At 37.7% G+C, this 21,124-nt stretch carries 28 protein-coding genes; 5 read left to right on the top strand and 23 right to left on the bottom strand.

Translation table 11 applies throughout. The features are described from left to right. Positions 1 to 37 precede the first annotated feature (37 nt). Entirely contained in the window at positions 38 to 673 is a 636-nt protein-coding gene (locus ACFX4N_RS21350) for a helix-hairpin-helix domain-containing protein (RefSeq protein ID WP_013059254.1), read from the bottom strand. 96 nt (positions 674 to 769) lie between these two features. Here ACFX4N_RS21350 and comER point away from each other — a divergent pair, with 96 nt between their 5' ends. Next, on the top strand, positions 770 to 1,600 hold the full coding sequence (gene comER, locus ACFX4N_RS21345; RefSeq protein ID WP_025750559.1) for a late competence protein ComER: 831 nt from the start codon (positions 770 to 772) through the stop codon (positions 1,598 to 1,600). 40 nt (positions 1,601 to 1,640) lie between these two features. On the opposite strand, the gene ACFX4N_RS21340 is transcribed toward comER, so the two are convergent. The 8 genes from ACFX4N_RS21340 to ACFX4N_RS21305 are packed head-to-tail and all read right to left on the bottom strand — an operon-like array spanning position 1,641 to position 6,733. After that, the gene (locus tag ACFX4N_RS21340; RefSeq protein ID WP_057274043.1) at positions 1,641 to 2,399 is read right to left on the bottom strand and encodes a class I SAM-dependent DNA methyltransferase; all 759 of its coding nucleotides are present in this window, start codon (positions 2,397 to 2,399) and stop codon (positions 1,641 to 1,643) included. Continuing rightward, entirely contained in the window at positions 2,396 to 2,749 is a 354-nt protein-coding gene (gene rsfS / locus ACFX4N_RS21335) for a ribosome silencing factor (RefSeq protein ID WP_013085071.1), read from the bottom strand. Before rsfS ends, ACFX4N_RS21340 begins: the two co-directional genes overlap by 4 nt. Then, entirely contained in the window at positions 2,742 to 3,314 is a 573-nt protein-coding gene (gene yqeK, locus ACFX4N_RS21330) for a bis(5'-nucleosyl)-tetraphosphatase (symmetrical) YqeK (protein ID WP_028411664.1), read from the bottom strand. Before yqeK ends, rsfS begins: the two co-directional genes overlap by 8 nt. Continuing rightward, a complete protein-coding gene (locus tag ACFX4N_RS21325; RefSeq protein WP_013059259.1) occupies positions 3,301 to 3,873 on the bottom strand; it encodes a nicotinate-nucleotide adenylyltransferase in 573 nt (190 codons plus the stop codon). The genes yqeK and ACFX4N_RS21325 overlap by 14 nt, the downstream gene beginning before the upstream one ends. Positions 3,874 to 3,933: 60 nt before the next feature. Continuing rightward, positions 3,934 to 4,233 (bottom strand): ribosome assembly RNA-binding protein YhbY, encoded by a 300-nt coding sequence (gene yhbY / locus ACFX4N_RS21320; RefSeq protein WP_013059260.1) that lies wholly within the window; start codon positions 4,231 to 4,233, stop codon positions 3,934 to 3,936. Positions 4,234 to 4,251: 18 nt separating this feature from the next. Continuing rightward, on the bottom strand, positions 4,252 to 5,091 hold the full coding sequence (gene aroE, locus ACFX4N_RS21315) for a shikimate dehydrogenase (RefSeq protein ID WP_016765605.1): 840 nt from the start codon (positions 5,089 to 5,091) through the stop codon (positions 4,252 to 4,254). A gap of 19 nt (positions 5,092 to 5,110) precedes the next feature. Then, positions 5,111 to 6,217 carry a ribosome biogenesis GTPase YqeH gene (yqeH, locus tag ACFX4N_RS21310; protein WP_013059262.1) on the bottom strand — a complete coding sequence of 369 codons (1,107 nt, stop codon included), beginning with the start codon at positions 6,215 to 6,217 and terminating at the stop codon, positions 5,111 to 5,113. 3 nt (positions 6,218 to 6,220) lie between these two features. Next, on the bottom strand, positions 6,221 to 6,733 hold the full coding sequence (locus ACFX4N_RS21305) for a YqeG family HAD IIIA-type phosphatase (RefSeq protein WP_013059263.1): 513 nt from the start codon (positions 6,731 to 6,733) through the stop codon (positions 6,221 to 6,223). 549 nt (positions 6,734 to 7,282) lie between these two features. Here ACFX4N_RS21305 and ACFX4N_RS21300 point away from each other — a divergent pair. After that, positions 7,283 to 7,423 (top strand): sporulation histidine kinase inhibitor Sda, encoded by a 141-nt coding sequence (locus ACFX4N_RS21300; RefSeq protein ID WP_013059264.1) that lies wholly within the window; start codon positions 7,283 to 7,285, stop codon positions 7,421 to 7,423. Between the two features lie 73 nt (positions 7,424 to 7,496). Here the strand turns inward: ACFX4N_RS21300 and ACFX4N_RS21295 are convergent, their stop codons facing one another. Further along, positions 7,497 to 8,279 carry a phosphatidylserine decarboxylase gene (locus tag ACFX4N_RS21295; protein WP_029320147.1) on the bottom strand — a complete coding sequence of 261 codons (783 nt, stop codon included), beginning with the start codon at positions 8,277 to 8,279 and terminating at the stop codon, positions 7,497 to 7,499. Positions 8,280 to 8,393: 114 nt separating this feature from the next. Between ACFX4N_RS21295 and pssA the strand changes: the two genes are divergently transcribed. Further along, positions 8,394 to 8,933, top strand: coding sequence for a CDP-diacylglycerol--serine O-phosphatidyltransferase (pssA, locus tag ACFX4N_RS21290; RefSeq protein ID WP_013059266.1), 540 nt, complete (start codon positions 8,394 to 8,396; stop codon positions 8,931 to 8,933). 175 nt (positions 8,934 to 9,108) lie between these two features. Here the strand turns inward: pssA and ACFX4N_RS21285 are convergent, their stop codons facing one another. Then, positions 9,109 to 9,255 carry a hypothetical protein gene (locus ACFX4N_RS21285; RefSeq protein ID WP_013059267.1) on the bottom strand — a complete coding sequence of 49 codons (147 nt, stop codon included), beginning with the start codon at positions 9,253 to 9,255 and terminating at the stop codon, positions 9,109 to 9,111. Positions 9,256 to 9,470: 215 nt separating this feature from the next. Here ACFX4N_RS21285 and sigK point away from each other — a divergent pair, with 215 nt between their 5' ends. Next, the gene (gene sigK, locus ACFX4N_RS21280) at positions 9,471 to 10,199 is read left to right on the top strand and encodes an RNA polymerase sporulation sigma factor SigK (protein WP_013059268.1); all 729 of its coding nucleotides are present in this window, start codon (positions 9,471 to 9,473) and stop codon (positions 10,197 to 10,199) included. 170 nt (positions 10,200 to 10,369) lie between these two features. Here the strand turns inward: sigK and ACFX4N_RS21275 are convergent, their stop codons facing one another. The 6 genes from ACFX4N_RS21275 to ACFX4N_RS21250 all read right to left on the bottom strand — a co-directional run bounded on the left by ACFX4N_RS21275 (position 10,370) and on the right by ACFX4N_RS21250 (position 14,768). Beyond that, a complete protein-coding gene (locus ACFX4N_RS21275; protein ID WP_013059269.1) occupies positions 10,370 to 10,510 on the bottom strand; it encodes a YrzI family small protein in 141 nt (46 codons plus the stop codon). A gap of 390 nt (positions 10,511 to 10,900) precedes the next feature. Beyond that, complete coding sequence (locus ACFX4N_RS21270; RefSeq protein WP_013059270.1) at positions 10,901 to 11,131, bottom strand: YrhC family protein; 231 nt, start codon at positions 11,129 to 11,131, stop codon at positions 10,901 to 10,903. A gap of 81 nt (positions 11,132 to 11,212) precedes the next feature. Then, entirely contained in the window at positions 11,213 to 12,346 is a 1,134-nt protein-coding gene (locus tag ACFX4N_RS21265) for a bifunctional cystathionine gamma-lyase/homocysteine desulfhydrase (RefSeq protein WP_013059271.1), read from the bottom strand. Position 12,347: 1 nt separating this feature from the next. Beyond that, complete coding sequence (locus ACFX4N_RS21260; RefSeq protein WP_057274044.1) at positions 12,348 to 13,271, bottom strand: PLP-dependent cysteine synthase family protein; 924 nt, start codon at positions 13,269 to 13,271, stop codon at positions 12,348 to 12,350. A gap of 142 nt (positions 13,272 to 13,413) precedes the next feature. After that, complete coding sequence (gene mtnN, locus ACFX4N_RS21255; RefSeq protein ID WP_013059273.1) at positions 13,414 to 14,109, bottom strand: 5'-methylthioadenosine/S-adenosylhomocysteine nucleosidase; 696 nt, start codon at positions 14,107 to 14,109, stop codon at positions 13,414 to 13,416. A gap of 17 nt (positions 14,110 to 14,126) precedes the next feature. After that, a complete protein-coding gene (locus ACFX4N_RS21250) occupies positions 14,127 to 14,768 on the bottom strand; it encodes a class I SAM-dependent methyltransferase (RefSeq protein ID WP_013059274.1) in 642 nt (213 codons plus the stop codon). Between the two features lie 139 nt (positions 14,769 to 14,907). On the opposite strand from ACFX4N_RS21250, the gene ACFX4N_RS21245 reads away from it, so the two are divergent. Then, entirely contained in the window at positions 14,908 to 15,123 is a 216-nt protein-coding gene (locus ACFX4N_RS21245; RefSeq protein WP_013059275.1) for a DUF2536 family protein, read from the top strand. A gap of 13 nt (positions 15,124 to 15,136) precedes the next feature. On the opposite strand, the gene ACFX4N_RS21240 is transcribed toward ACFX4N_RS21245, so the two are convergent. The 6 genes from ACFX4N_RS21240 to ACFX4N_RS21215 all read right to left on the bottom strand — a co-directional run bounded on the left by ACFX4N_RS21240 (position 15,137) and on the right by ACFX4N_RS21215 (position 21,104). Further along, a complete protein-coding gene (locus ACFX4N_RS21240; protein ID WP_057274045.1) occupies positions 15,137 to 15,820 on the bottom strand; it encodes a YrrS family protein in 684 nt (227 codons plus the stop codon). 117 nt (positions 15,821 to 15,937) lie between these two features. After that, positions 15,938 to 17,704 carry a peptidoglycan D,D-transpeptidase FtsI family protein gene (locus ACFX4N_RS21235; RefSeq protein ID WP_057274046.1) on the bottom strand — a complete coding sequence of 589 codons (1,767 nt, stop codon included), beginning with the start codon at positions 17,702 to 17,704 and terminating at the stop codon, positions 15,938 to 15,940. 122 nt (positions 17,705 to 17,826) lie between these two features. Continuing rightward, positions 17,827 to 18,384 carry an isochorismatase family protein gene (locus ACFX4N_RS21230; RefSeq protein ID WP_377262374.1) on the bottom strand — a complete coding sequence of 186 codons (558 nt, stop codon included), beginning with the start codon at positions 18,382 to 18,384 and terminating at the stop codon, positions 17,827 to 17,829. A 119-nt stretch (positions 18,385 to 18,503) separates the two neighbouring features. Further along, positions 18,504 to 18,980, bottom strand: coding sequence for a transcription elongation factor GreA (gene greA, locus ACFX4N_RS21225; protein WP_013059279.1), 477 nt, complete (start codon positions 18,978 to 18,980; stop codon positions 18,504 to 18,506). Positions 18,981 to 19,198: 218 nt separating this feature from the next. Then, positions 19,199 to 19,834 carry a uridine kinase gene (gene udk / locus ACFX4N_RS21220; protein WP_013059280.1) on the bottom strand — a complete coding sequence of 212 codons (636 nt, stop codon included), beginning with the start codon at positions 19,832 to 19,834 and terminating at the stop codon, positions 19,199 to 19,201. 7 nt (positions 19,835 to 19,841) lie between these two features. Further along, positions 19,842 to 21,104, bottom strand: coding sequence for a peptidase U32 family protein (locus tag ACFX4N_RS21215; RefSeq protein WP_013059281.1), 1,263 nt, complete (start codon positions 21,102 to 21,104; stop codon positions 19,842 to 19,844). Positions 21,105 to 21,124 lie beyond the last annotated feature (20 nt).

Raw genomic sequence — 21,124 nt, 5'->3', positions numbered from 1 at the left:
AGTGTAGCGTTTCTTTTCCTTTTTCGTCAATAAGTCTCTACTGTACCGTAATTTGAGCTTTGATTTTTTCTAGCGACTTCTCGCCAATACCTGATACTTGCCCCAAATCCTCTACTGTTTGAAACAAGCCATTTTCCTCTCGATATGAAACGATGGCACTCGCTTTTGAAGGTCCAATACCATTTAGCGTTTGTAGTTCATCAGTGTTCGCTGTATTGATATTAACAAGGGGCTGATCATTTGAAGTTCCTGAGGAAGAGATTGAAGAAACTGGAGATGAAGGCGGGATTTCTTCTCCAGCAGCTGGGATGTAAACAGCCATTTCATCTTGTAGCTTGCTAGCTAAATTGAGCTGTCTTAAGTCCGCTTCTTTCGTAGCGCCTCCGGCTTGTGCTAGAGCATCTTTTACCCTTGCATCTTTCGGAAGCTGGTATACACCAGGCTTCTGAACAGCTCCTTTAATATCCACCATAACAAACGGGGAATCTTGGCTCGAAATTACTTGATCAGACGACTCTCCTTCTTTTTTTGCAGCAGAAGATTCTGCCTTTATCATATCTGAGGTTTGAAGAGAACTTTCCGGTTTCTCTCCGCCTGTGCGATAGATATAAAAAGCCAAGCTAACTGCTAAGCAAATACACCCAATTAGCCATTGTTTTTTTGAAAAAGTCAAATTGTACACTCCTTTGAATTTTGAAGTAACGTCATAAATTCCATTACGTCTTCATAGTGTTTAGAAGAAAAGGCTTTTGAAGGAGGGAATGAATCAGTGAACATAGGGTTTATCGGAACAGGAAACATGGGGAAAATATTAATTGATGCGTTTATTGAATCAAAAGCCGTACGTCCTTCTAAAATTACTATTATGAATCGCACAAAAAAAAGAGCCAAAGAGATTCAACAGCAGCATAAAAAAATTCATGTTGCTGATACAGCTGAAGAAGTTGTTCACGCATCCAAAGTCATTTTTATTTGTGTTAAGCCATTGGATATTCACCCCCTTTTAATAAAATTAGAACCACTGCTGACGAAAGATCACTGCATTGTATCCATTACCAGTCCAATTAGCGTAGAACAAATCGAACGCCTCATTCCGAGTCAAGCAGCTAGAATTATCCCTAGCATTACGAATCGGGCATTAGCAGGTGTTTCTCTTTTCACGTTTGGAGAAAGATGTACGCCTTTTTACCAAAATTATTTACATGAATTATTTTCATCTATGTCAAAGCCTGTGGCTATTGATCAAACGATTACGCGCGTATCATCCGATATCGTAAGCTGCGGTCCTGCATTCTTCAGCTTTTTGCTTCAACGCTTTATTGATGCAGCAGTTCAAGAAACAAATATTTCTGAAGAAGAAGCTACCGTCATGGCCAGTGATATGATTATTGGAATGGGAAAACTGTTGGAAAAAGAAATATTTACGCTTCCTACCTTGCAGGATAAAGTATGCGTAAAAGGCGGTGTAACCGGAGAAGGTATTAAAGTTTTAGAAGCTGAACTCGGAGAGATGTTTGTGCACGTATTTCAAAAAACACATGAAAAATTTGACGAAGACATTGAGCTTGTTCACAATCAGTTTGATAGTCTTATTCCATAATTTCTGTAGAAATCCTGCTTTGAAACAAAAAAAGAAGCCTCTACTCGGCTTCTTTTTTTTGCGCAGAGAAAAAGATGCGCTCACTGTTTGAAGTAGGCTCACTCATTTTGAAATCTGCACTTACTTCTATATTTATAAAACCAGCTTCGCTCAGCCATGATTGATAATGGTCAATCGACCAAGTGCGCTGAGCATGCACCTCATCAAAGCGATGATATGCATCCATTTCTTCATCATAAGCAAAAAACGTAATATCATGCTCTACGCGCATGTCTGTATCGTCATAGGTGCAGTTCCAAATATATGACACGTCTTCATCTACGTAAGAAAAAGATTGATTTCCAAATACGTCCTTCATCTTGTGCACTGAATGAACATCAAATATAAAGAGCCCACCTGGTTTTAAGTGCTTATATACACGTTGAATGGTTTCTTGAACTTCTTTATTACTTTGCAAATAGTTCAAAGAATCACAAAAGATTACTACACAATCGAACTCTTTCAATAACTCAAGTTCCGCCATGTTTTGCTGAAAAAGAGATAGCGTTACCCCTGCTTCTGTCGCCTTTTCCTGGGCTACCATAAGCATATCATCAGACAAATCAACGCCTACTACGGAGAAACCTTCTTGTGCAAATCGAACGGAGAGTTCTCCCGTGCCGCAGGCAAGGTCTAATATACTGTCAGGCTTTGTTTTCGCTTTTGCCACCTGCTGATTAAAAAATTCAGCCCAATCGTCATACGGAACGTCTGCCATTAGCTGATCATATACGTAGGCAAATTCTCCGTACCTGCTCATAGCTGTAGCTCTTCTGAACTTACAAATGGTGCATCTCCCCATAAGCGTTCTAAGTTATAATATCCGCGCTCATCTTTATGGAAAATGTGAACCACAACATCTCCAAGATCAACAAGAACCCACTTAGCCTGCTCAAATCCTTCTAAACGCTTCACAGAAATGCCTTGTTCGTGTGCTTTTTCTTTAATTTCACGAGCAATTGCCTGCACTTGTTTATCTGAGTTACCGTGACAAATAACAAAATAATCTGCCACAAGTGAGATTCCTTCCATATTTAACGCTACGATATCGATTGCTTTTTTATCGTCTGCTGCTTCTACAACAAGAGATAGCAATTCACGTTCAGTCATGTGTTTGACCTCCTAAGATTAAATCATTATATGTCATCATCGTATCGGGATAAACGGCCTGATGTTTAGTCATTAAAAAAGAAATGGTGTTTTTCAGTGATTGAATAAGTGCTGCATTTAAGTCGGTTTTAGCTAACTCCCGCACTTCATCAACACCTGGAAATCTCCTTCCGGGTTCAATGTAATCAGCAACGTACACAATTTTTTCAAGTAACGTCATGCCAGGTCTTCCGGATGTATGGTAAGCAATTGCATCCAATACTTCCTTATCCGTAATCCCTACTTCATTTCTCACTAAAAACGCGCCTACTGGAGCATGCCATAATTCGGTATTGTATTCCAATAAAGAAGGGTTCATGTTTTGATCAATAATAATTTGCTTCATCTCTTCCTTTGGACGAAACTTGGCATAGTCATGAAAAATAGCAGCCAGTTCTGCTTTTTTTTCGTCTGCTTCAAAACGCTTAGCTAATTCAATTGCTGTTTCCATTACCCCGACAGTATGAATATAACGACGTTCTGTTAACTGTTTCTTTACGATTTCTAATGCCTCAGTTCGATTCATATAATTGATTCTCCTCGATATATTGTTTAACACCAGCAGGTATAAAATAACGAATGGTTTCTTTCTTTACTACTCGTTCGCGAATAAAGGAAGAGGAGACATCAAACTGCGGAACTTCTACTTCTTTTATCGGGTAAGGGGACGTAATGGTATACCCCGGGCGTTTTACACCTACAAATGTAACCAAATTGACTAATTCATCAATTTCATACCACTTCGGCAAATATTCTACCATATCAGCACCAACGATGAAATGAAACTGATACGTTGGATATTTCTCCGTTAGTATTCTCATCGTATCATATGTATATGAAGGCTCTTTGCGCTCAAATTCAATCGGCTGCAGGGTAAATTGATCATGTTCTTCAATAGCTAGCTTTAGCATTTGTAAACGATGATATGGCTCAATAGGTTCTTTGATTGTTTTATGAGGTGGAATATACGACGGCATGAACCATATCTCATCTAATTTCAAGGCATGCAAAACCTCATTTGCCATCATTAAATGCCCCAAATGAGGCGGATTGAATGTTCCACCTAAAATTCCAATACTCTTCAACAATCCCCGACTCCTTTAATTTACTTCATTTTTAAATAGAGCGGGTTTCCCCGCTCTATTTCATTTCACTTTTGGAAGCATTAACTGCTTATTTTCGCGTGATTCTTTATATAATACAATTGTATTTCCAATCACTTGTACAAGCTCTGCTTTTGTTCCTTTTGTTAATCGAGCAGCAACCGTGTCACGATCTTCGTCACAGTTTTGCAGAATGCTTACTTTTAATAATTCTCTTGCTTCTAATGCATCAGCAATTTGACCAATCATATTTTCGTTGACTCCACCTTTTCCTACTTGGAAAATTGGATTTAAATGATGTGCTTTTGAACGTAAAAAACGTTTTTGTTTACCTGTTAACATAAAAACCTCCGTTGTATCTTATCTCTTAGTTAGTGTTGAAAGAACAATGTGTTCCATTGCCTCTTCGTCAGGACGGACGTTCGTCCACTTTTCAAATGCAAGTGCACCTTGCAGTACAAACATACCGACACCGTTATGAGTGCCTGCCCCTTTTGCTTCAGCCTCTTTTAAAAGCTTTGTTTTTAAAGGGTTGTAAATAATATCGCTGACTACGGCTTCTTTTTGCAATAAAGTAAGTGCTAATGGCAGCTCATCAACGTTAGGATACATTCCCACTGAAGTGGTATTAATAATAATATCGAATGTATCTAATTGTTTTTCCGCATCAGAAATAGACATCGCCGCCGTTTTCGTCGAAAAAGGCAGCTCGTTAGCTAATACAGCTGCTTTTTCGACGGTACGATTGCATATCGCAATTACCTCGGGAGCATGCTGAGCGGCAATTGTATAAAAAATAGCTTTTGCAGCTCCTCCAGCTCCAATAATTAAAATTCTTTTTTGGGATAAGCTGCCTTCTACTGCTTTGAGTAAAGACGTCACATACCCCTCTCCGTCGGTATTGTATCCAATATAACGGCCATCTTGATTAACAACTGTATTTACAGCGCCAATTGCCTTTGCTAATGGATCGACTTCATCCAAATGCTTCATAATATCAACTTTATAAGGAATCGTGACATTAAATCCTTGAATGTTTTTATCTTTTAGCTCTCCAATGGCTGACTCAAAATGAACAGGTTCAATTGGAAAAGCTTCATAATGAGCATCCATATTCAGACGTTTAAAGGCGTCATTTTGCATCAATGGCGATAGTGAATGCCCAAGCGGATAACCAACTAGCCCATATAATGTACTCAAGATTTTTTCCCCTTTTTGTTTAAATTAAAGAATCGCGCACAAATACGCCGACTCCTTTTGGTGCATGCGCCACAACTTTTGAACCTGACTCATTAACCGTCACCCAGCCAAGCCCTGAAAAAACAATATCCGTTTTTTCATTTTTTATTGTAAATTCATGTGCAACCAGTTCAGGAAACTCATCCATTTGCTCTGGGCGCGGCGGCTGAAGCAGTTCACCTGCTTGCTTTTCATACAGCTCATCTGCTTTTTCAAGCTTCGTACGATGGATATGCAAATCGTTCGATACATAACATGTTAATGACTTGCGGCCTCCCTGTACATAATCTAAGCGCGCCAGTCCTCCAAAGTATAACGTTTGCCCTTCATTTAGCTGATAAACCTTCGGCTTTATTTCTTTTTTAGGAGAAATTAGCTTTAAGTCTCGTTTATCTACATAGTGAGCCATTTGATGGTGATTAATAATACCAGGCGTATCATATAAAGACGCGCCGTTATCAAGCGGGATATCAATCATATCCAGCGTTGTGCCCGGATATTGAGATGTGGTAATAATATCTTTTTCTCCCGTTACTTCTTTAATAATGGCATTAATAAATGTTGATTTACCAACGTTTGTACATCCCACAACATATACATCTTTACCTTCGCGATAATGTTCAATGGCTTCGGCAATTTCTCGAATTCCTTGTCCTTTTTGCGCGCTCATGAGAAACACATCCACTGATTTTAGCCCAAGCTCTTTCGCTTCTCGCTTCATCCAATGAATTAGTTTATTTTTCTTTATAGACTTTGGCAGTAAATCTGCTTTATTTCCCACTAAAAGAACCTTGTTATTTCCAACAAATCGATGCAAACCAGGTAACCAGCTGCCATTAAAGTCAAAGATATCTACAACTTTTACAACTAAACCGTCCGTTTGACCAATTCCATTTAAGATTTTTAAAAAATCATCGTCTGTTAAGGAAACATCTTGTACTTCATTATAATGCTTCAAGCGGAAGCATCGCTGGCAAATAATAGCTTCTTTTTCTAGTGCTGATTTTGGAGCATAGCCAAGTTCATCCGGTCGTTCTGTTTGAATCTCCACTCCGCATCCTACGCACTGTAATTTTTCTTCACTCACGTTTTAATCCTCCCAGTTAATCATACCTTTTCGTTTCATCCAACCTAGAATTCTTCGTTCCATTTTACGGTTAAATTTCGTTACAAATCCATCTGTTTGCGCAACTGGTACAACCAAAACCGTATATACGCCGAGACGATTTCCTCCTAATACATCCGTTAAAAGCTGGTCACCAATAACTACAACCTCATCTTTTTGCAGCTCCATATCACGAAGAGCTCTTCTAAATGCTTTACGCATCGGTTTGCGTGCTTTATATACAAATGGAAGTCCAACTGGATCTGAAAACAGCTTGACTCGTTTCTCCACATTATTCGATACAATCGTAATTTTAATTCCACTATCTTTCATTAACTGAAACCACTCAATTAATTCCGGAGTGGCATCAGGGCGATCCCATTCCACCAACGTGTTATCTAAGTCGGTAATAATTCCTTTTATTCCGCGCTCTTTCAAATCGTCTGGCTTAATTTGAAACACGTTTTTCACATGTTCATTTGGTAAAAAAAGTTTCAACACGTATCATGCACCTCGAATATATAGTTACATACTAAAATTAACGCCGTCTATCATTATAACGACTTCTTGTTATTTTCCAACCTAAAATTTTATTCTCTTCAAAAACAGGTCTTTTCTTAGTATAAAGGATATGCCTTGTGAATGCTTTAACTTTATACAGAAAGTTATTGACAAAAGGTAGTAAAACTCCATTTGTTCGTGAGCTTACGATATATTCACCCACTGCAAACTTAAAATAAAAAATAGTGCAGAAAACGTTTATTACTTATCAAATAGGGTAAGTGGTAAACAAATTCCGTTAAAAGTTTTCGACAAAAATTGATAAGCCCAATTATGTGGATAAGGTTATACACATTATCCTCTGTTATAGTTCAGCAATTAATGGTAATTATAAACAACATACCCACATTTTATCCACCGAAAGCTGTGGATAACAGAACGATTGTTCCTTTATTTGATTCATGTTAGATTATAAATAAGGAATTTATTAGCATTTAAATATAACTTTTTAGGATATTTATTTTAGTAGGAGGTGGCGGCAATCTTATGAGAAAATTATCAGATGAGCTGCTTATTGAATCATACAGCAAAGCAACTGAACTGCAATTAAGCCCTGATTTTATAAAATTAATTGAAGAGGAAATTGAAAGAAGATCATTAAAGATTAGCATACAAATTCCTTCTTAACGAATAAAAGAGCCTTCTTAATAAAAGAAAGCTGCATCTTCATTTATCTATCTACTCTTTTATTATATAGGCTCTATTTTTTCAAATGAGCAATTGGTTCTCCACATTTTACGTAAGAACCTGAGTAAACATTAGAAGCAAAAGTGATTGAGTTCTTCTCAAATAATAAAATGACAGTCGAGCCAAACGTGAAGTAAGCCATTTCTTCCCCTTTTTCGACTACTTCTTTTTTAGAAACCGCTTCAATACTGTTGATAAACATGGCTCCTACTTTTACCATCAGCATGTGACCATTTTCAAATGTTAACTCCGTGAGCTTCCGGAAATTTTTCACAAGCGGTTCTTTCCCGTATTTGATTCCTAATGAATTTACTGGATAAGACTTTTGTCCAACGGTCCACGTATCCCCCACTTGGGCTTTAAGAGGGCTGTGAATGCGATGATAGTCTTTCGGACTAAGGTAGAGGATAATAAACTGTCCCTCTATATATTTTTCAAGAACGAGATCATTTGAAACCATTTCCTGTATAGAATAAGGTTTGTTTTTTACAATCATTTCTTTTTGAGGCGTAATGACTCCATATGCTTCTATCTTTGCATCTACAGGACTGACAACGCTGTCTTTCTGCTGATCGACCGGACGGGCAGAAGGTTTCAAACGGCGAATAAATAGCTCATGTAAGTTTTGATAGTGATGCAGAGGCTTGTCCATTTCTTCTTTATTTACTTTAAAAACTTTTGTATAGGAGGGTATAACAAACCGACTCCATTTAGAGAAAGTGAATTTTCGAATGAGCTTCGATGATCCTTGGTGATTCGTAAGCTCAATAAACGTTCGATACAGGTGCTGCAACAATAATTTTACCTCCACATACTGAATAGTTCTTTACTAGAATAAGGTTTGCGTCTACAATGAAATTACCATTATTTTTACCTTTAGTTCATTCCATCCTTTAAAGGAGTGAGGAAATTGTTTTTATTAGACTATCTAGATCATACAATTAAAAAGCTGAGATCCCAAGCGGCAAACTCCTTAACGATTGTTAATTTAAGTTTAGGAAGCTTTGCTATTTTATTTGTCATGAAAAATGAATTGAACTTAAGTTTATTACTAATTTTTTTAGCAGCGTTAGCAGACCGATTCGACGGCATGGTAGCCAGAAAGCTGCAAATTGAATCTGAACTTGGAAAACAACTGGACTCCATGTGCGATATTATATCATTTGGCATCGCTCCAGCTCTACTACTTTATCAAAGTATTTTATCTCACTTTGGTGCTGCAGGTTCAATTGTTACCATCTGTTACATTGCTTGCGGAGCACTTCGTCTTGCCCGCTTTAACATCACAGAAAATACTGGGTATTTTACAGGGCTCCCTATTACCGCAGCAGGTTGTTTATTAACTCTTAGCTACTTAGGCGTCCCTTATTTGCCTTCACACTTTTATATGTTTTTAATTATCGTACTCGCTTGCTTGATGATTAGTACTTTCAAGCTAAAAAAAGTATAGAGCTCTATTTACTTTTATAGAGGAATATTATCGTCTTGCTTCTTTTCTTAATTATAGAATAAATCATCTTCTTTAAGAAACAAAGCGAAAATTCCTTAAGAATTCTTAAAAATGAATGGTTCTATTCGGTAGGATATGTCATCTAAAAAAACTCATGCGCATGCATGAGTTTTTTTTAATACCAGCAGCTAAACCAATAGAAGCTTCCGAAAATTAATAACAGGACAAACAGAACAATCAACAATCCAAGTCCCCAGCCGAAGCCTCCTCCACATGGGTAAGCTGGATAATTAGGATAACAGCAGCCTCCGTAACCGTACATACTCCCCCTCCTTACACTATGAACTACTACTAGCGTATGTACATACTTTTCCCCTGTATAGGCTGGTAACTATCTCTAAAGAAAAATCTGTGGACTTTTTCAAACTCTCTTGTCCCCGGGGGAATTTTAAACGTACAGGCAAAGACATCCTTCTTTTTACATATAGTGTAATGTTAGTCTCTCACAGGTTGATATCCCCTTATGGAGGTGAAGAGATGTCTGCATTATTTACCGCACTAGGCTATTTCTTTAAAGAATTGGTTTTCCTTGTTTCCTACGTAAAAAACAATGCGTTTCCTCAACCCTTGTCTGCTGCTGAAGAAAAGAGATATTTATCTTTAATGGAACAAGGAGATCAAGAAGCGCGAAACCTTCTTATTGAACACAATCTCCGGCTCGTTGCGCATATTGTTAAAAAGTTTGAAAACACGGGAGAGGATGCGGAAGATTTAATTTCAATTGGGACAATCGGTTTAATTAAAGCAATCGAAAGTTATTCGCAAGGAAAAGGAACAAAATTAGCTACTTATGCCGCACGATGTATTGAAAATGAAATATTGATGCACTTGCGAGCGCTCAAAAAAACAAAAAAAGATGTGTCGCTCCATGATCCAATTGGCCAGGATAAAGAAGGAAATGAAATCAGTTTGATTGATGTATTAAAATCAGAATCAGACGATGTAATTGATATGATTCAACTAAATATGGAATTAGAAAAAATAAAAGAATACATCGATATTCTCGATGATCGAGAAAAGGAAGTAATTGTTGGCCGCTTCGGTTTGGATCTGCAGGATGAAAAAACCCAGCGAGAAATTGCAAAAGAATTAAATATTTCAAGAAGTTATGTTTCGCGAATTGAAAAGCGAGCGCTGATGAAAATGTTTCACGAATTTTACAGAGCCGAAAAAGAGAAAAAAAAGAGCGGAAAGAAGGAGAATTAATCCTTCCTTCCGCTCTTTTTTTAAAATAATTTCCAAATAATAATCCGTAGCAAACACATCATTACTCCCCCTACTAATCATTTAGGTGGAATCTTTCTCCACAAGCAGCCATACAACGATATATCCTTTTTGATTAATCATCATTCATCCACTCCTTTCCACTGTTCAAATTAGAAATGACGATAAAACTCATACTTGCGGTCTTTTATTTCTTCTTCTAATTGTCTTACATACTGTTCATGCTTAATTTCTGCCTCTGAGTATTGACGGGACTTTATGGTAATAGTTAAAAAGAAAATGTTCAGTGTCATTACAATCACCTCCTTATACACAAAAAAGCCACAGTAATGCATAAGCATCCTGTGGCTGAAAAATAATAAAAACCACAGGGCTACTATTCGCACCTGTGGTGAATTAACGTGTTTTAATGATCAAAGTAAGAAAGTTACTTGATACAGGAACACGGCCGAATAGTATACGTATATAGACGATTTTTGAACATAGTTGAAACTGGATGACCCATAACTGATAAACGTCTTAACATATGACTCGACCTCCTTTTAATAAAGTATTTTCCTTACAATGGTAATTATATCCACGGACTCATAAAAAGTAAACTGTTTTTTTGAAAAATAGGGAATTTTTTTATTTTTTCAACCCTCATAAAAAAAAGACGATGTATGATCGCCTTTTTACATCTATTATTCTTTTTCTTTCATTAGTTCTTTTTTCAGTTTTTTAGTTTGATAACTAAAATAAAAGGCAAGGGCGGCAAAAAGAATAACGATCGCTTCCATTATTCCAAGCTGCATATCACTTTTTTCACCTTGGCCAATCATAACACCAATGTACAAGAATGTACTTACGGCTAGAAGGACGTAAATAAAGCGGCTGTAATCTTCAATTTTTGCTTTGATGTGTTGAGCTTTCATACAATCACCTTCTCAGTAGAATGTTATAACTCTACTCTATCATAGATCTATAGGTCTATAAAAATCCTATTTTTACCATAATCATTTCAATGCCTCTTCTAAGTCTTCAATTAAATCTTCTACATCTTCAAGGCCTACAGAAATACGAATTAATCCATCTGTAATTCCTAGCTCTTTACGTCGGTCGCTCGGTATAGAAGCATGAGTCATTTTAGAAGGAATGGAAATAAGGCTTTCAATGGCTCCTAAACTTTCTGCTAATGTAAAATATTTCACTTTGCTCAGTACTTGTTCCGCTTTCTCTTCGCTTCCCACATCAAAAGAAACCATTCCCCCAAAACCTCTTGCTTGCTTTTTAGCAATAAGGTGGTTTGGGTGGGTTTTTAATCCTGGATAATATACTTTTGTAACAGCAGGATGAGCAAGTAAAAATTCTACTATTTTCCCAGTGTTGAATTCATGTTCTTCCATTCGTATTCCTAATGTTTTAATCCCCCTCATCAAAAGCCAAGAATCTTGGGGTCCTAAAATGCCTCCAGTCGCATTTTGAATAAAATGAAGGTCTTCTGCCAATTTAGGCGAATTCACAACAGCTAGCCCTGCTACAACGTCACTGTGGCCGCCTAGATACTTAGTTGCACTGTGCAGAACGATATCCGCACCTTTTTCGATAGGGTTTTGCCAATACGGGGTACTGAATGTGTTATCAACGATGGTAAGTAAATGATGCTGTTTAGCTACTGAAGAAGCCTGCTGCAAGTCAGTAATTTTTAGGAGAGGATTCGTGGGAGTCTCGATATAAATAGCTTTTGTGTTGGGGCGAATTTCTTTCTTAATATTTTCGATGTCGCTTGTATCAATAAAAGTAGCTTCAATGCCAATACGGCTCAGCACTTTTGTAATCACTCGGTACGTTCCTCCGTATACGTCATCTGTAATTAGCACATGATCTCCGCTGTTAAACAGCATGAATACAGCAGTAGTAGCTGCCATACCAGATCCAAACGCAAACCCCGCATATCCTCCTTCAATTTCTTTGATAAGTTCTTCTAAGGCGTGTCGTGTAGGGTTACCGGTTCTCGAATATTCGTATCCCGTATGTTTTCCAGCTCCCTCTTGTTTATAAGTGCTCACTTGATAAATAGGAACAGAGACAGCACCCGTCTGTTCATCGCCAACAATTCCACCATGAATTAATTGTGTTTTACGTTTCATCTTATCTTCCTCCACTGTAAATATTTTTACTTAAGTACCGTTCGCTGCTATCGGGAAAAATGGTGACGATATGAGCGCCTTTTTCTGCATTTTTTGCTTCGAGCAGGGCTGCTTCGAAGGCTGCTCCTGAAGAGCTCCCTACTAGTAACCCTTCTTTTAAAGCCAGCTCTTTCACTCTTTGAAAAGCATAAACATCTTCAACAGTATGAATAGCATTAAAATAAGACCGCTCCATATAATCAGGGATGAACTCCATTCCAATTCCTTCAGTTAAGTGAGGGCCGGATTTCCCTCCGTTTAAAATCGAACCTTCTGGCTCAACAATGACTGTTTTTAGAGAAGGATTTTTTTCTTTCAAAAATTTTGCTGTACCCATAAATGTTCCACCTGTACCTGCTCCAGCTACAAACACGTCGATTTTTCCATCAAGCTGTTCATATATTTCTGGCCCTAAGGTTTTGTAATAAGTCATAGGATTGGCCGGATTAGCAAACTGCTGAGGACAATAAGAACCAGGTATTTCACGCAGCAGCTCTTGAGCCTTGTTTATAGCACCTTTCATACCAGCTTCAGTAGGTGTTTGAACCACAGTTGCCCCCAAAGCCTTCATAAGCTGCTGTTTTTCAATACTGAATTTTTCTGGAACACATAGTATGACGTTTATTTCGTGCTGAAGAGCAGCTAAAGCCAGCCCAATCCCCGTATTTCCAGCAGTAGGCTCAACCACCGTTCCGCCTCGCTTCAGTCTTCCAGAGCTAAGAGCTTCTTGCATCAGTTCTTTTCCTAAACGATCTTTTACACTTCCTCCTGGATTAATATATTCCAGTTTAGCAAATATCCTGATTTCTCTAGGTAAATCAAATTGTGTAATCTCAATCATAGGTGTGTTTCCAATCAATTCATGAATGTTTTTGGCTACCTTCATAATCTTGAACACCTCGCTATCAAATAATATAACTTAACCTATAAATAAAGTCGGAATTAAGGTAAAAATATAGTCTACACCCCATGTTATGATAAACGATGCAGAGTGTAGACGAAAACAAACTCTATATTTTACGAACAGCTTATTTTAATTTTGTAATAAAATTCAATACTAATTTCGTTGAATTAACAGCTGCTTTTTCTAAAAATTGCTCAAAAGAAACATTTGATTCTTTGCCGGCGATGTCAGAAAGAGCACGAAGAATAACAAACGGTACGCCAAATTGATAGCATACTTGAGCAACAGCCGCCGCTTCCATTTCAGCTGCATACAGGTCTGGAAACTTAGAGCGAACAAACTCTACGCGCACAGGATCGTTCATGAACGAATCTCCTGTAGCAATTAGTCCTTTTACAATTTTCATGTCCGTTACTTCAAGAGCACTTTCTTCAGCAAGACGAACTAGTTTGTCATCTGCTTTAAAAGCTGCAGGCAAGTTTGGCACTTGACCGTATTCATAGTTGAATACCGTTACATCTACATCATGATGACGAACTTCTGTTGAAATAACCGCATCCCCTACGTTTAACTCTGGATGGAAGCCGCCTGCTGATCCTGTGTTAATAACGTAATCAGGTTTGAACTTCTCTAGTAAGATGGCTGTAGATAACGCAGCATTTACTTTTCCAATACCTGATTTTAATAATACAACCTCCACACCGCTAATTGTTCCTGTTGAGTATTCACATCCTGCGATTACTGTTTCTTGACGATTTTCAATTTTATCGCGTAAAATCGTCACTTCTTCTTCCATTGCTCCAATGATTGCTACTTTCATTTTAAAACCTCTTTCTACTATTGTTTCGTTGCCTCCAATACCCACACAAAGTGATTAAATTGTGTAAAGGTTATGTGAAAACCATTGCTTTCAAAGATTTGCTTTAAGACGGGAATCGTTGTATAGTATTCCCTCTCTAAATCTTCTGCTAGTTGCGTATATCCTTTTTGTTTTGCCTGAACAATGGTATCAGCAAATGAATCCGCTGTTTCAAACATTGTATCAGCAAACACTATTTTACCACCGGTTTGAAGTAACTTTCCATAGTTTATCACAGCTTCTTCTTTTTCTTTATCTGTTAAATGATGAAAAGCATACGTACTAACTAAGCTCTCTGCTGGAAACAATGATGTATCAAATTGTAAAAAGTCTCCTGGTGTGACTAAAACATCTGCCCCTAATTTCTGGTGTGCCAATTGTCTCATTGGTACTGAAGGTTCAATTCCTACTACAGTCAGTTCTTTTTCTAACAGTTTTTTTGTTAAGTTTCCAGTCCCTGTTCCAAATTCTATCACATGCCCTATTGAACGGTCTGCTACATATTCTAAGATTTCATTATAATTGCGAAACACTTCTCTATACTGTTCATCTTTCCCGCTTACCGATGCATCATACTCATTCGCCCACTTTTCAAAGATATCTAAAAACTCTAGACCCATAAAAAACGCCTCCTCATAACTAATAATTCTTATGGATATAGTATGTTTTTAGCTATCGTTTGTTCTTCATTTACAAATTATTTTAAGCTTTTAACTTTCTATTTGCTATACTATAGTAATGAGGTAAGGAGGTTGTAAGATGAACTTTGAATTTGAAATGATTGAAGATAAAATAGAATTTTTTGAAGCGCCTGATGTTAAAATACTTGAGAAACAAATTGCTGAAAAAATTGATCAAAATAAAGCGATTTTGCTTGAGGTGCACAGCGTATCTCATCAAATGTCTGTGGACTATGAACAAGGTAAAAAACTGTACTCTGCAGTTGTTCATTTCAAATTAAAAAAGCAGCGCTAGCGCGCTGCTTTTCTTATTGAAGCTTGTCTACCACTGCGGGCTTCCAGCCTTCTCCATCTACCCATTCAATTTGAACGCGGTATTTTGTTGAGGAGTTGCCTTTAGGACTAACCGTAGCTACCGCTTTACCTACGCCACCGTTATTCCCTAAACGCCATACGGTCATGTTGCTTGGGCTAATGCCTGACCCTTCGCCTACAGCTTTTAGCATTTCGTTCCAATCCGTTGATCCTTTTTTATATGTTGCTGCAGGTGCATCTTGTGACGTACCTACTGAATCCCATGAAGGATCTACCTTTCGTTCTGCCACGCCAGGCTCTGGATTTTTCTCTACTTCAGCCTGTGAATCTGAGTCGTTTGATTCTTCATCTGTTGCTTGATCATCTTCAGAGCTTTGGTCATCTTCAGAGCTTTGGTCATCTTCAGAACTTTGATCGTCCGTTGCTTGATCATCTGTTGCTTGATCATCTTTCGAAGAATCATCGTCTTTTTTAGCCGTCTTGTCCGTTTTTTGGTCATTTGTTTGCGGATTGTTTTGAGTTGTTTCCGCTTGGTTATCCGATTTATCCTTGTTTCCAAGAATCATCGTACCACCGACAAATACAATTAAAACTGCTACGACAGCAATTAACAGATTATATAATCGGTTTACTTTTTTTTCTTTGTTTTCGTGTCTTGAAGAACGATTGTTATTCATTGCTACAATTTCCTCCAACTTTTATAATGCTTTATTCTAACATGTGTTTTCTTATACATGAAGCATCAAAATTTATTTGAAGTATATTTGTAATATTTTTTACAAATTCTTCTTGTTTTAACGTGTATTTAAGTCATACATCCCTTTAACAATATCATAAAATACGCTGTTTGTGGGAGATATCGCACTTTTTGTATTTAAATCCACTACTACCATTGCATATTTTGGATCATCTGCAGGAAAGTAACCGGCAAACCATTTATTGACGATATCGTCTTTCACACTGATTTCAGCAGTTCCTGACTTTCCTGCCACTTCATAAGGAAGCGTTTGAAATCTTCTTCCTGTTCCTTTTTCGCTCTGTACGACACCTTTTAAAAGCTGCTGCATAGAAGCAGCTGTGGCTTTATTAATGGTATCTCCTTTTAGCTCATGCTCTTTAAACGTATACAATGACGTGTTGTTTTTATACTCTAGCGCATCTACAGCTTTTACCTGTTTCTTTTCTCCTCCACGTGCAATTGTCGCCATCATATTTGCTACTGCAAGCGGAGTCACTTTTACATCAAGCTGTCCAATTGCCGTTTGCGCTACAGCATTTGGTACTTTTTTTTCTTTTGCATTTGTCCAAACTCTTCCCGATTTTTCTCCTAAAAACTGCTTAAAATGTTCAAAGTGGAACACATCACCTGTCCATCCTACAGGCTGAATAAGCCCTAACTTATCAGCATATTGTTCAAGGATATTCGGATTAGATATTATCATTTCTTTTGCTAGCTGGGCAAACGTTGCATTACAACTTTGCGCGAAGCTTTCTTCAAACGTCAGCTGCCCTTTTTGATGATCTTCTTCTACATTATTGCCATAAATACTTTTATCGCAGTTATAGGTCAAAGAAGGCTGAATTTTATTTTGTTCAAGCGCTGCAGCAGCTGTTACGGTTTTAAATATAGATCCAGGAGTTTGTGGCGTCAGCAAACGATTTTCTACGCTGTCTGAACCATTTTGCTTTTTAAATGGATCTTTCTTATTAATCGAAGGCCTGCTGGCCATCGCAATTACTTTATTATTTTTTATATCAATTAAGACAGCTCCTCCGTCTTTTAACTTATAATGATTTAATGTATTCTCCACCAGCTCCTGAGCAGACAAATCAAGCGTCGTACGCACACTGACTGGATAATAAGGGTTAGCTGTACCCGTGTATTTTACATCGATGCCAAACATAGGCCCACCTAGGCGATCAACATGATAAAGGAGCTTAGACTCCTGCTCAGGCAGCAAAAACTCGTCAAAAGCCCTCTGCATCCCTGAGATACCTACAGGCGTAGTTGATTTAATTGCTCCATTTTTCAATTTGTCACTATACTTCTCTTCAATTATTTGTTTGCTTTGTGCCTCTAGTCCGATTAAATGTTCAGCAAGAGGAACTGGACGCTCATCTTTTAGAGGAATTCCAAATACGCCAGGTACCTTTAATGCATTTATTTTTTCGACTTGTGCATGGGATAATTCTTTTGTAATAACAACCGGTGTTTTAGCATTCGCTAGTCTGTTCGTTAGTTCCTTTGGTTGCATTCCCACGATTTCACTTACTTGCTGAACAGGCCACTTCATTTTTTCTAAAAATGGAAACAGGACTAAGCGATTATGCGTGATAGATGTTAAAGACTGTCCATTTTTATCTTCAAATTTCCCTCGCCCGTCATCTACCACCATTTCCTGCGTACGCTGTTTTACGCTTCCTTCAATTAAGTTAATCTTTTTGTCAGTAAAAGATTCTGTGCTGACAAGCTGGAGTTGAACAAGCCGTGCTCCCAGTCCACTAATTAATAATAAAATAAAAATAAGAGTAATATAAATTCGCTTGTGAATTATTTTCATGACTACACCTCACTCTTTACAAGTGTCGACGTTGCCATTACTTTTAAAACCATTATCTTAAGAAATATTCATTCTTTTTTTTATTTCACAAAAAAACTTGCTGATTCAGCAAGTTTTTATTATTAATTTTCTGTTAAAAATTGTTGAGTTGTTCTTAGCTTTCCTATTTTCGGAAAGATGTAAGAAAGAGTTGCTTCATGCTCTTCTTTTGTAAATGTCGCCATGGCATCCGTGATAAAAATTTGGTTATACCCATACTGAAATGCTTCACGAGCTGTGCTTTCCACACCAATATTTGTTGCAATTCCGCAAAGGACAATTGTATCAATTCCTCTTCGGCGAAGCTGAAGGTCTAAATCTGTCCCAAAAAAGGCTCCCCACTGACGTTTTGTCACAATGTAATCATTCTCTTGAACATTAAGTCTTGGATCGAATTCCGCCCAGTCTGCAGGTCTTTCTTGAGGAGCAGATGGCTTTTGATCCGTTTCTGGCGTCAACGCATCTTTTCCATCTTGAAAATCTACTCGTACAAAGCTAATAAATCCATTTTGTTCGCGGAAACGATTCACAAGCTGAACAGATTTCTCCACAATTTCGTCTCCTCCAGTTGGAACAATCCCTTTTTGTAAATCAATTAAAACAAGCGCTGTTTTAGTAAAATCGATATCTTTCATTTTCATCTTTCCTTTCTTACATATCTTTTCTATTCTCTCCGCTTTTTAAAATCATATAAAAAAAGCTGACGCGTGTCAGCTTTTTTAATTACGAGCATTCAGTAGAACGCTTCCAACCATATGTTTTACTTAACAGATACAATTTTCACTGACATATCTCCACCAGGAGTTTGAACAGTTACTTGATCTCCAATTTGTTTGCCCATTAGACTTTTAGCAATTGGCGAATCATTTGAAATTTTCCCTTCAAACGGATCTGCTTCTGCACTACCTACAATTGTATACGTTTCTTCGTCACCATCTGGCAACTCTACAAATGTTACAGATTTACCTAATGATACAATAGAAGAGTTTTCTACATCTTCTTCAATAATTTTCGCATTGCGAATCATATTTTCAAGCGTTGTAATACGGCCTTCTACGAAAGCCTGCTCGTCTTTTGCAGAATCGTACTCAGAGTTCTCCGATAAATCTCCAAAACTGCGGGCGATTTTGATACGCTCTACAACTTCTTTACGTTTTACTGTTTTTAAATATTCTAGCTCTTGCTCTAGCTTTAGCTTTCCTTCTTCTGTCATTGGAAATACTTTTTCTTGTGCCATAATCCCTTCACTCCTTCTTGAACTCAAAATCTCTAGTGTATACAGTCCATTTCTGTATGTACAAAAAATTTTCCACTCTGTGGAAAAATCAGTTAATAGAGAAATGACAGCTTCAAAATAGAAGCTGCTCGTTTCTCTATTCTTTATAATGTTTGTGTTTAGTTAGCAGAATATGTCTGCATTGTCTTCAAAAAAACTCCTGCATCTATGCTATGTTATTATAAAATGGCATTTTGTTCAAGAATTGTTTGAATTTTAGTGACCATCAAGTCAATCGCTACGTGGTTTTGACCGCCTTCAGGAATGATAATATCTGCATAACGTTTTGTTGGTTCAACAAACTGATTATGCATCGGGCGAACGACAGATACGTATTGATCAACAACTGACTCAAGCGTACGCTCTCGTTCTTTAATATCACGAAGCATACGACGAATGATACGAAGATCCGCATCTGTATCTACGTATAGCTTGATATCCATTAAATTACGCAAGCGCTGATCTTCTAGTACAAGAATACCTTCTAAAATAATAACATCTTTTGGTTCTTCTCTAATTACCTTTTCAGAGCGCGTATGAATTGCGTAATCATATACCGGTTTGTCAATGCTCTCATAATTTAATAAGTTTTGCAAGTGTTCAATCAGCAAATCATTATCAAATGCTAAAGGATGATCGTAGTTTGTTTGCAAACGCTGTTCAAACGGTACATCGCTTTGATCTTTATAATAATAGTCTTGCTCAAGAAGCATAATAGAATGCCCTTTAAAATACTCATAAATAGCTTTGGTTACAGTTGTTTTACCAGAACCGGATCCACCAGCGATACCGATTACAACGGGCTTTTTCCCCATTTTATATTTAAATCCCCTTTCGCATCATGTTGTATGAAAATAGAGGTTGGTCCACTTTAAATTTCACAATTTGCAGCGGATGACGCGCAGCATCTAGTTCATTGCCATCTTCGTCCCAAATTTTATCTATTTTTTGCGTAAAGTTTTTAATTTCCGGACCGAAAAATTCCACTTCTTCTCCCGGTTTAAAATAGTTACGCTGTTGCAATGTCACGATGCTTGTTTCTTCATCATAATTCAATACTAAACCAGCAAAATCAAATTTTGTTTTCTTGCCGTGTACGCCAAACATTTGCTCATCTACTCCAGGAACCCCTTCAAAAAAGGCAGGAGCCGTATCGCGGTTTGCACATTTGTCTAGCTCATCAAGCCATTCTTTTTGAATCACAAAATTCTCAGGATCTGCACAGTATGCGTCAATCACCTTGCGATACACGCTCACCACTGTTGCGATATAGTGAATCGACTTCATACGTCCTTCAATTTTTAAGCTATCAATACCCAGCTCAATCATTTGAGGGATAGATTGAATTAAATTTAAGTCTTTTGGACTCATTGCAAACGGATCGTCTTGCTCATCAAATAAAGCCGTTTCCGTTTTACCGTCTTCTACTTTAAATAAATCATAGTCCCAACGGCATGATTGACAGCAGCCTCCGCGGTTTGAATCACGCGCTGTCATATGGTTACTTAGCACGCAGCGGCCTGAATAAGCAATACACATCGCTCCGTGAATAAAAGCTTCAATTTCAATATCCACTTTTTCTTTCATTTCGCGCATTTCTTCAGCACCCGTTTCACGAGCAAGTACAACACGTTCTAATCCTTCTTCTTTCCAGAACTGAACGGCTTTCCAGTTTGAAAGTGATTGCTGCGTACTCAAATGTACTTCAAGCTTAGGTGCAACGCGTCGACAGGTTTCGATAATTAACGGATCAGCTACGATGATTCCAGAAACACCAGCGCGCTCTAATCCCATTAAATAATCTTCAAGTCCGTCCATATTTTCATTGTGAGCAAAAATGTTTGTTGTAACATAAATACGTGCGCCGTATTTGTTTGCAAACTGAACACCTTCTGCCATTTCTTCAAATGTAAAGTTATCTGCATTTGAACGAAGGCCAAACTCTTTTCCTCCGATAAATACAGCATCTGCTCCATAGTGTACGGCAACTTTTAATTTTTCAAGGTTACCGGCTGGAGCTAACAACTCAGGCTTCTTAGTAATAACTCGTTTACCTTCTACTACAGTATCGATTTGAACAGCCATCGTTTGTACCTCCTTTGTTT

This window comes from Priestia sp. YIM B13551 (assembly GCF_042787905.1).
GTDB lineage: Bacteria > Bacillota > Bacilli > Bacillales > Bacillaceae_H > Priestia.
Note: the sequence above shows the minus strand (reverse complement) of the source record. Positions and strands in the feature narration are given on the sequence as shown.

Bases quoted from the DNA above. Each gene is read 5' to 3' on its own strand.
- ACFX4N_RS21340 (WP_057274043.1), bottom strand. From the start codon at position 2,399: ATGAGCAGGTACGGAGAATTTGCCTACGTATATGATCAGCTAATGGCA.
- ACFX4N_RS21215 (WP_013059281.1), bottom strand. From the start codon at position 21,104: ATGGCTGTTCAAATCGATACTGTAGTAGAAGGTAAACGAGTTATTACT.
- sigK (WP_013059268.1), top strand. From the start codon at position 9,471: ATGTCTGCATTATTTACCGCACTAGGCTATTTCTTTAAAGAATTGGTT.
- ACFX4N_RS21250 (WP_013059274.1), bottom strand. From the start codon at position 14,768: ATGGGTCTAGAGTTTTTAGATATCTTTGAAAAGTGGGCGAATGAGTAT.
- ACFX4N_RS21270 (WP_013059270.1), bottom strand. From the start codon at position 11,131: ATGAAAGCTCAACACATCAAAGCAAAAATTGAAGATTACAGCCGCTTT.
- mtnN (WP_013059273.1), bottom strand. From the start codon at position 14,109: ATGAAAGTAGCAATCATTGGAGCAATGGAAGAAGAAGTGACGATTTTA.
- ACFX4N_RS21245 (WP_013059275.1), top strand. From the start codon at position 14,908: ATGAACTTTGAATTTGAAATGATTGAAGATAAAATAGAATTTTTTGAA.
- udk (WP_013059280.1), bottom strand. From the start codon at position 19,834: ATGGGGAAAAAGCCCGTTGTAATCGGTATCGCTGGTGGATCCGGTTCT.
- ACFX4N_RS21275 (WP_013059269.1), bottom strand. From the start codon at position 10,510: ATGACACTGAACATTTTCTTTTTAACTATTACCATAAAGTCCCGTCAA.
- ACFX4N_RS21235 (WP_057274046.1), bottom strand. From the start codon at position 17,704: ATGAAAATAATTCACAAGCGAATTTATATTACTCTTATTTTTATTTTA.
- rsfS (WP_013085071.1), bottom strand. From the start codon at position 2,749: ATGACTGAACGTGAATTGCTATCTCTTGTTGTAGAAGCAGCAGACGAT.
- ACFX4N_RS21300 (WP_013059264.1), top strand. From the start codon at position 7,283: ATGAGAAAATTATCAGATGAGCTGCTTATTGAATCATACAGCAAAGCA.
- ACFX4N_RS21285 (WP_013059267.1), bottom strand. From the start codon at position 9,255: ATGTACGGTTACGGAGGCTGCTGTTATCCTAATTATCCAGCTTACCCA.
- ACFX4N_RS21240 (WP_057274045.1), bottom strand. From the start codon at position 15,820: ATGAATAACAATCGTTCTTCAAGACACGAAAACAAAGAAAAAAAAGTA.
- ACFX4N_RS21260 (WP_057274044.1), bottom strand. From the start codon at position 13,271: ATGAAGGTAGCCAAAAACATTCATGAATTGATTGGAAACACACCTATG.
- yqeK (WP_028411664.1), bottom strand. From the start codon at position 3,314: ATGAATCGAACTGAGGCATTAGAAATCGTAAAGAAACAGTTAACAGAA.
- greA (WP_013059279.1), bottom strand. From the start codon at position 18,980: ATGGCACAAGAAAAAGTATTTCCAATGACAGAAGAAGGAAAGCTAAAG.
- yhbY (WP_013059260.1), bottom strand. From the start codon at position 4,233: ATGTTAACAGGTAAACAAAAACGTTTTTTACGTTCAAAAGCACATCAT.
- ACFX4N_RS21230 (WP_377262374.1), bottom strand. From the start codon at position 18,384: ATGAAAATGAAAGATATCGATTTTACTAAAACAGCGCTTGTTTTAATT.
- ACFX4N_RS21265 (WP_013059271.1), bottom strand. From the start codon at position 12,346: ATGAAACGTAAAACACAATTAATTCATGGTGGAATTGTTGGCGATGAA.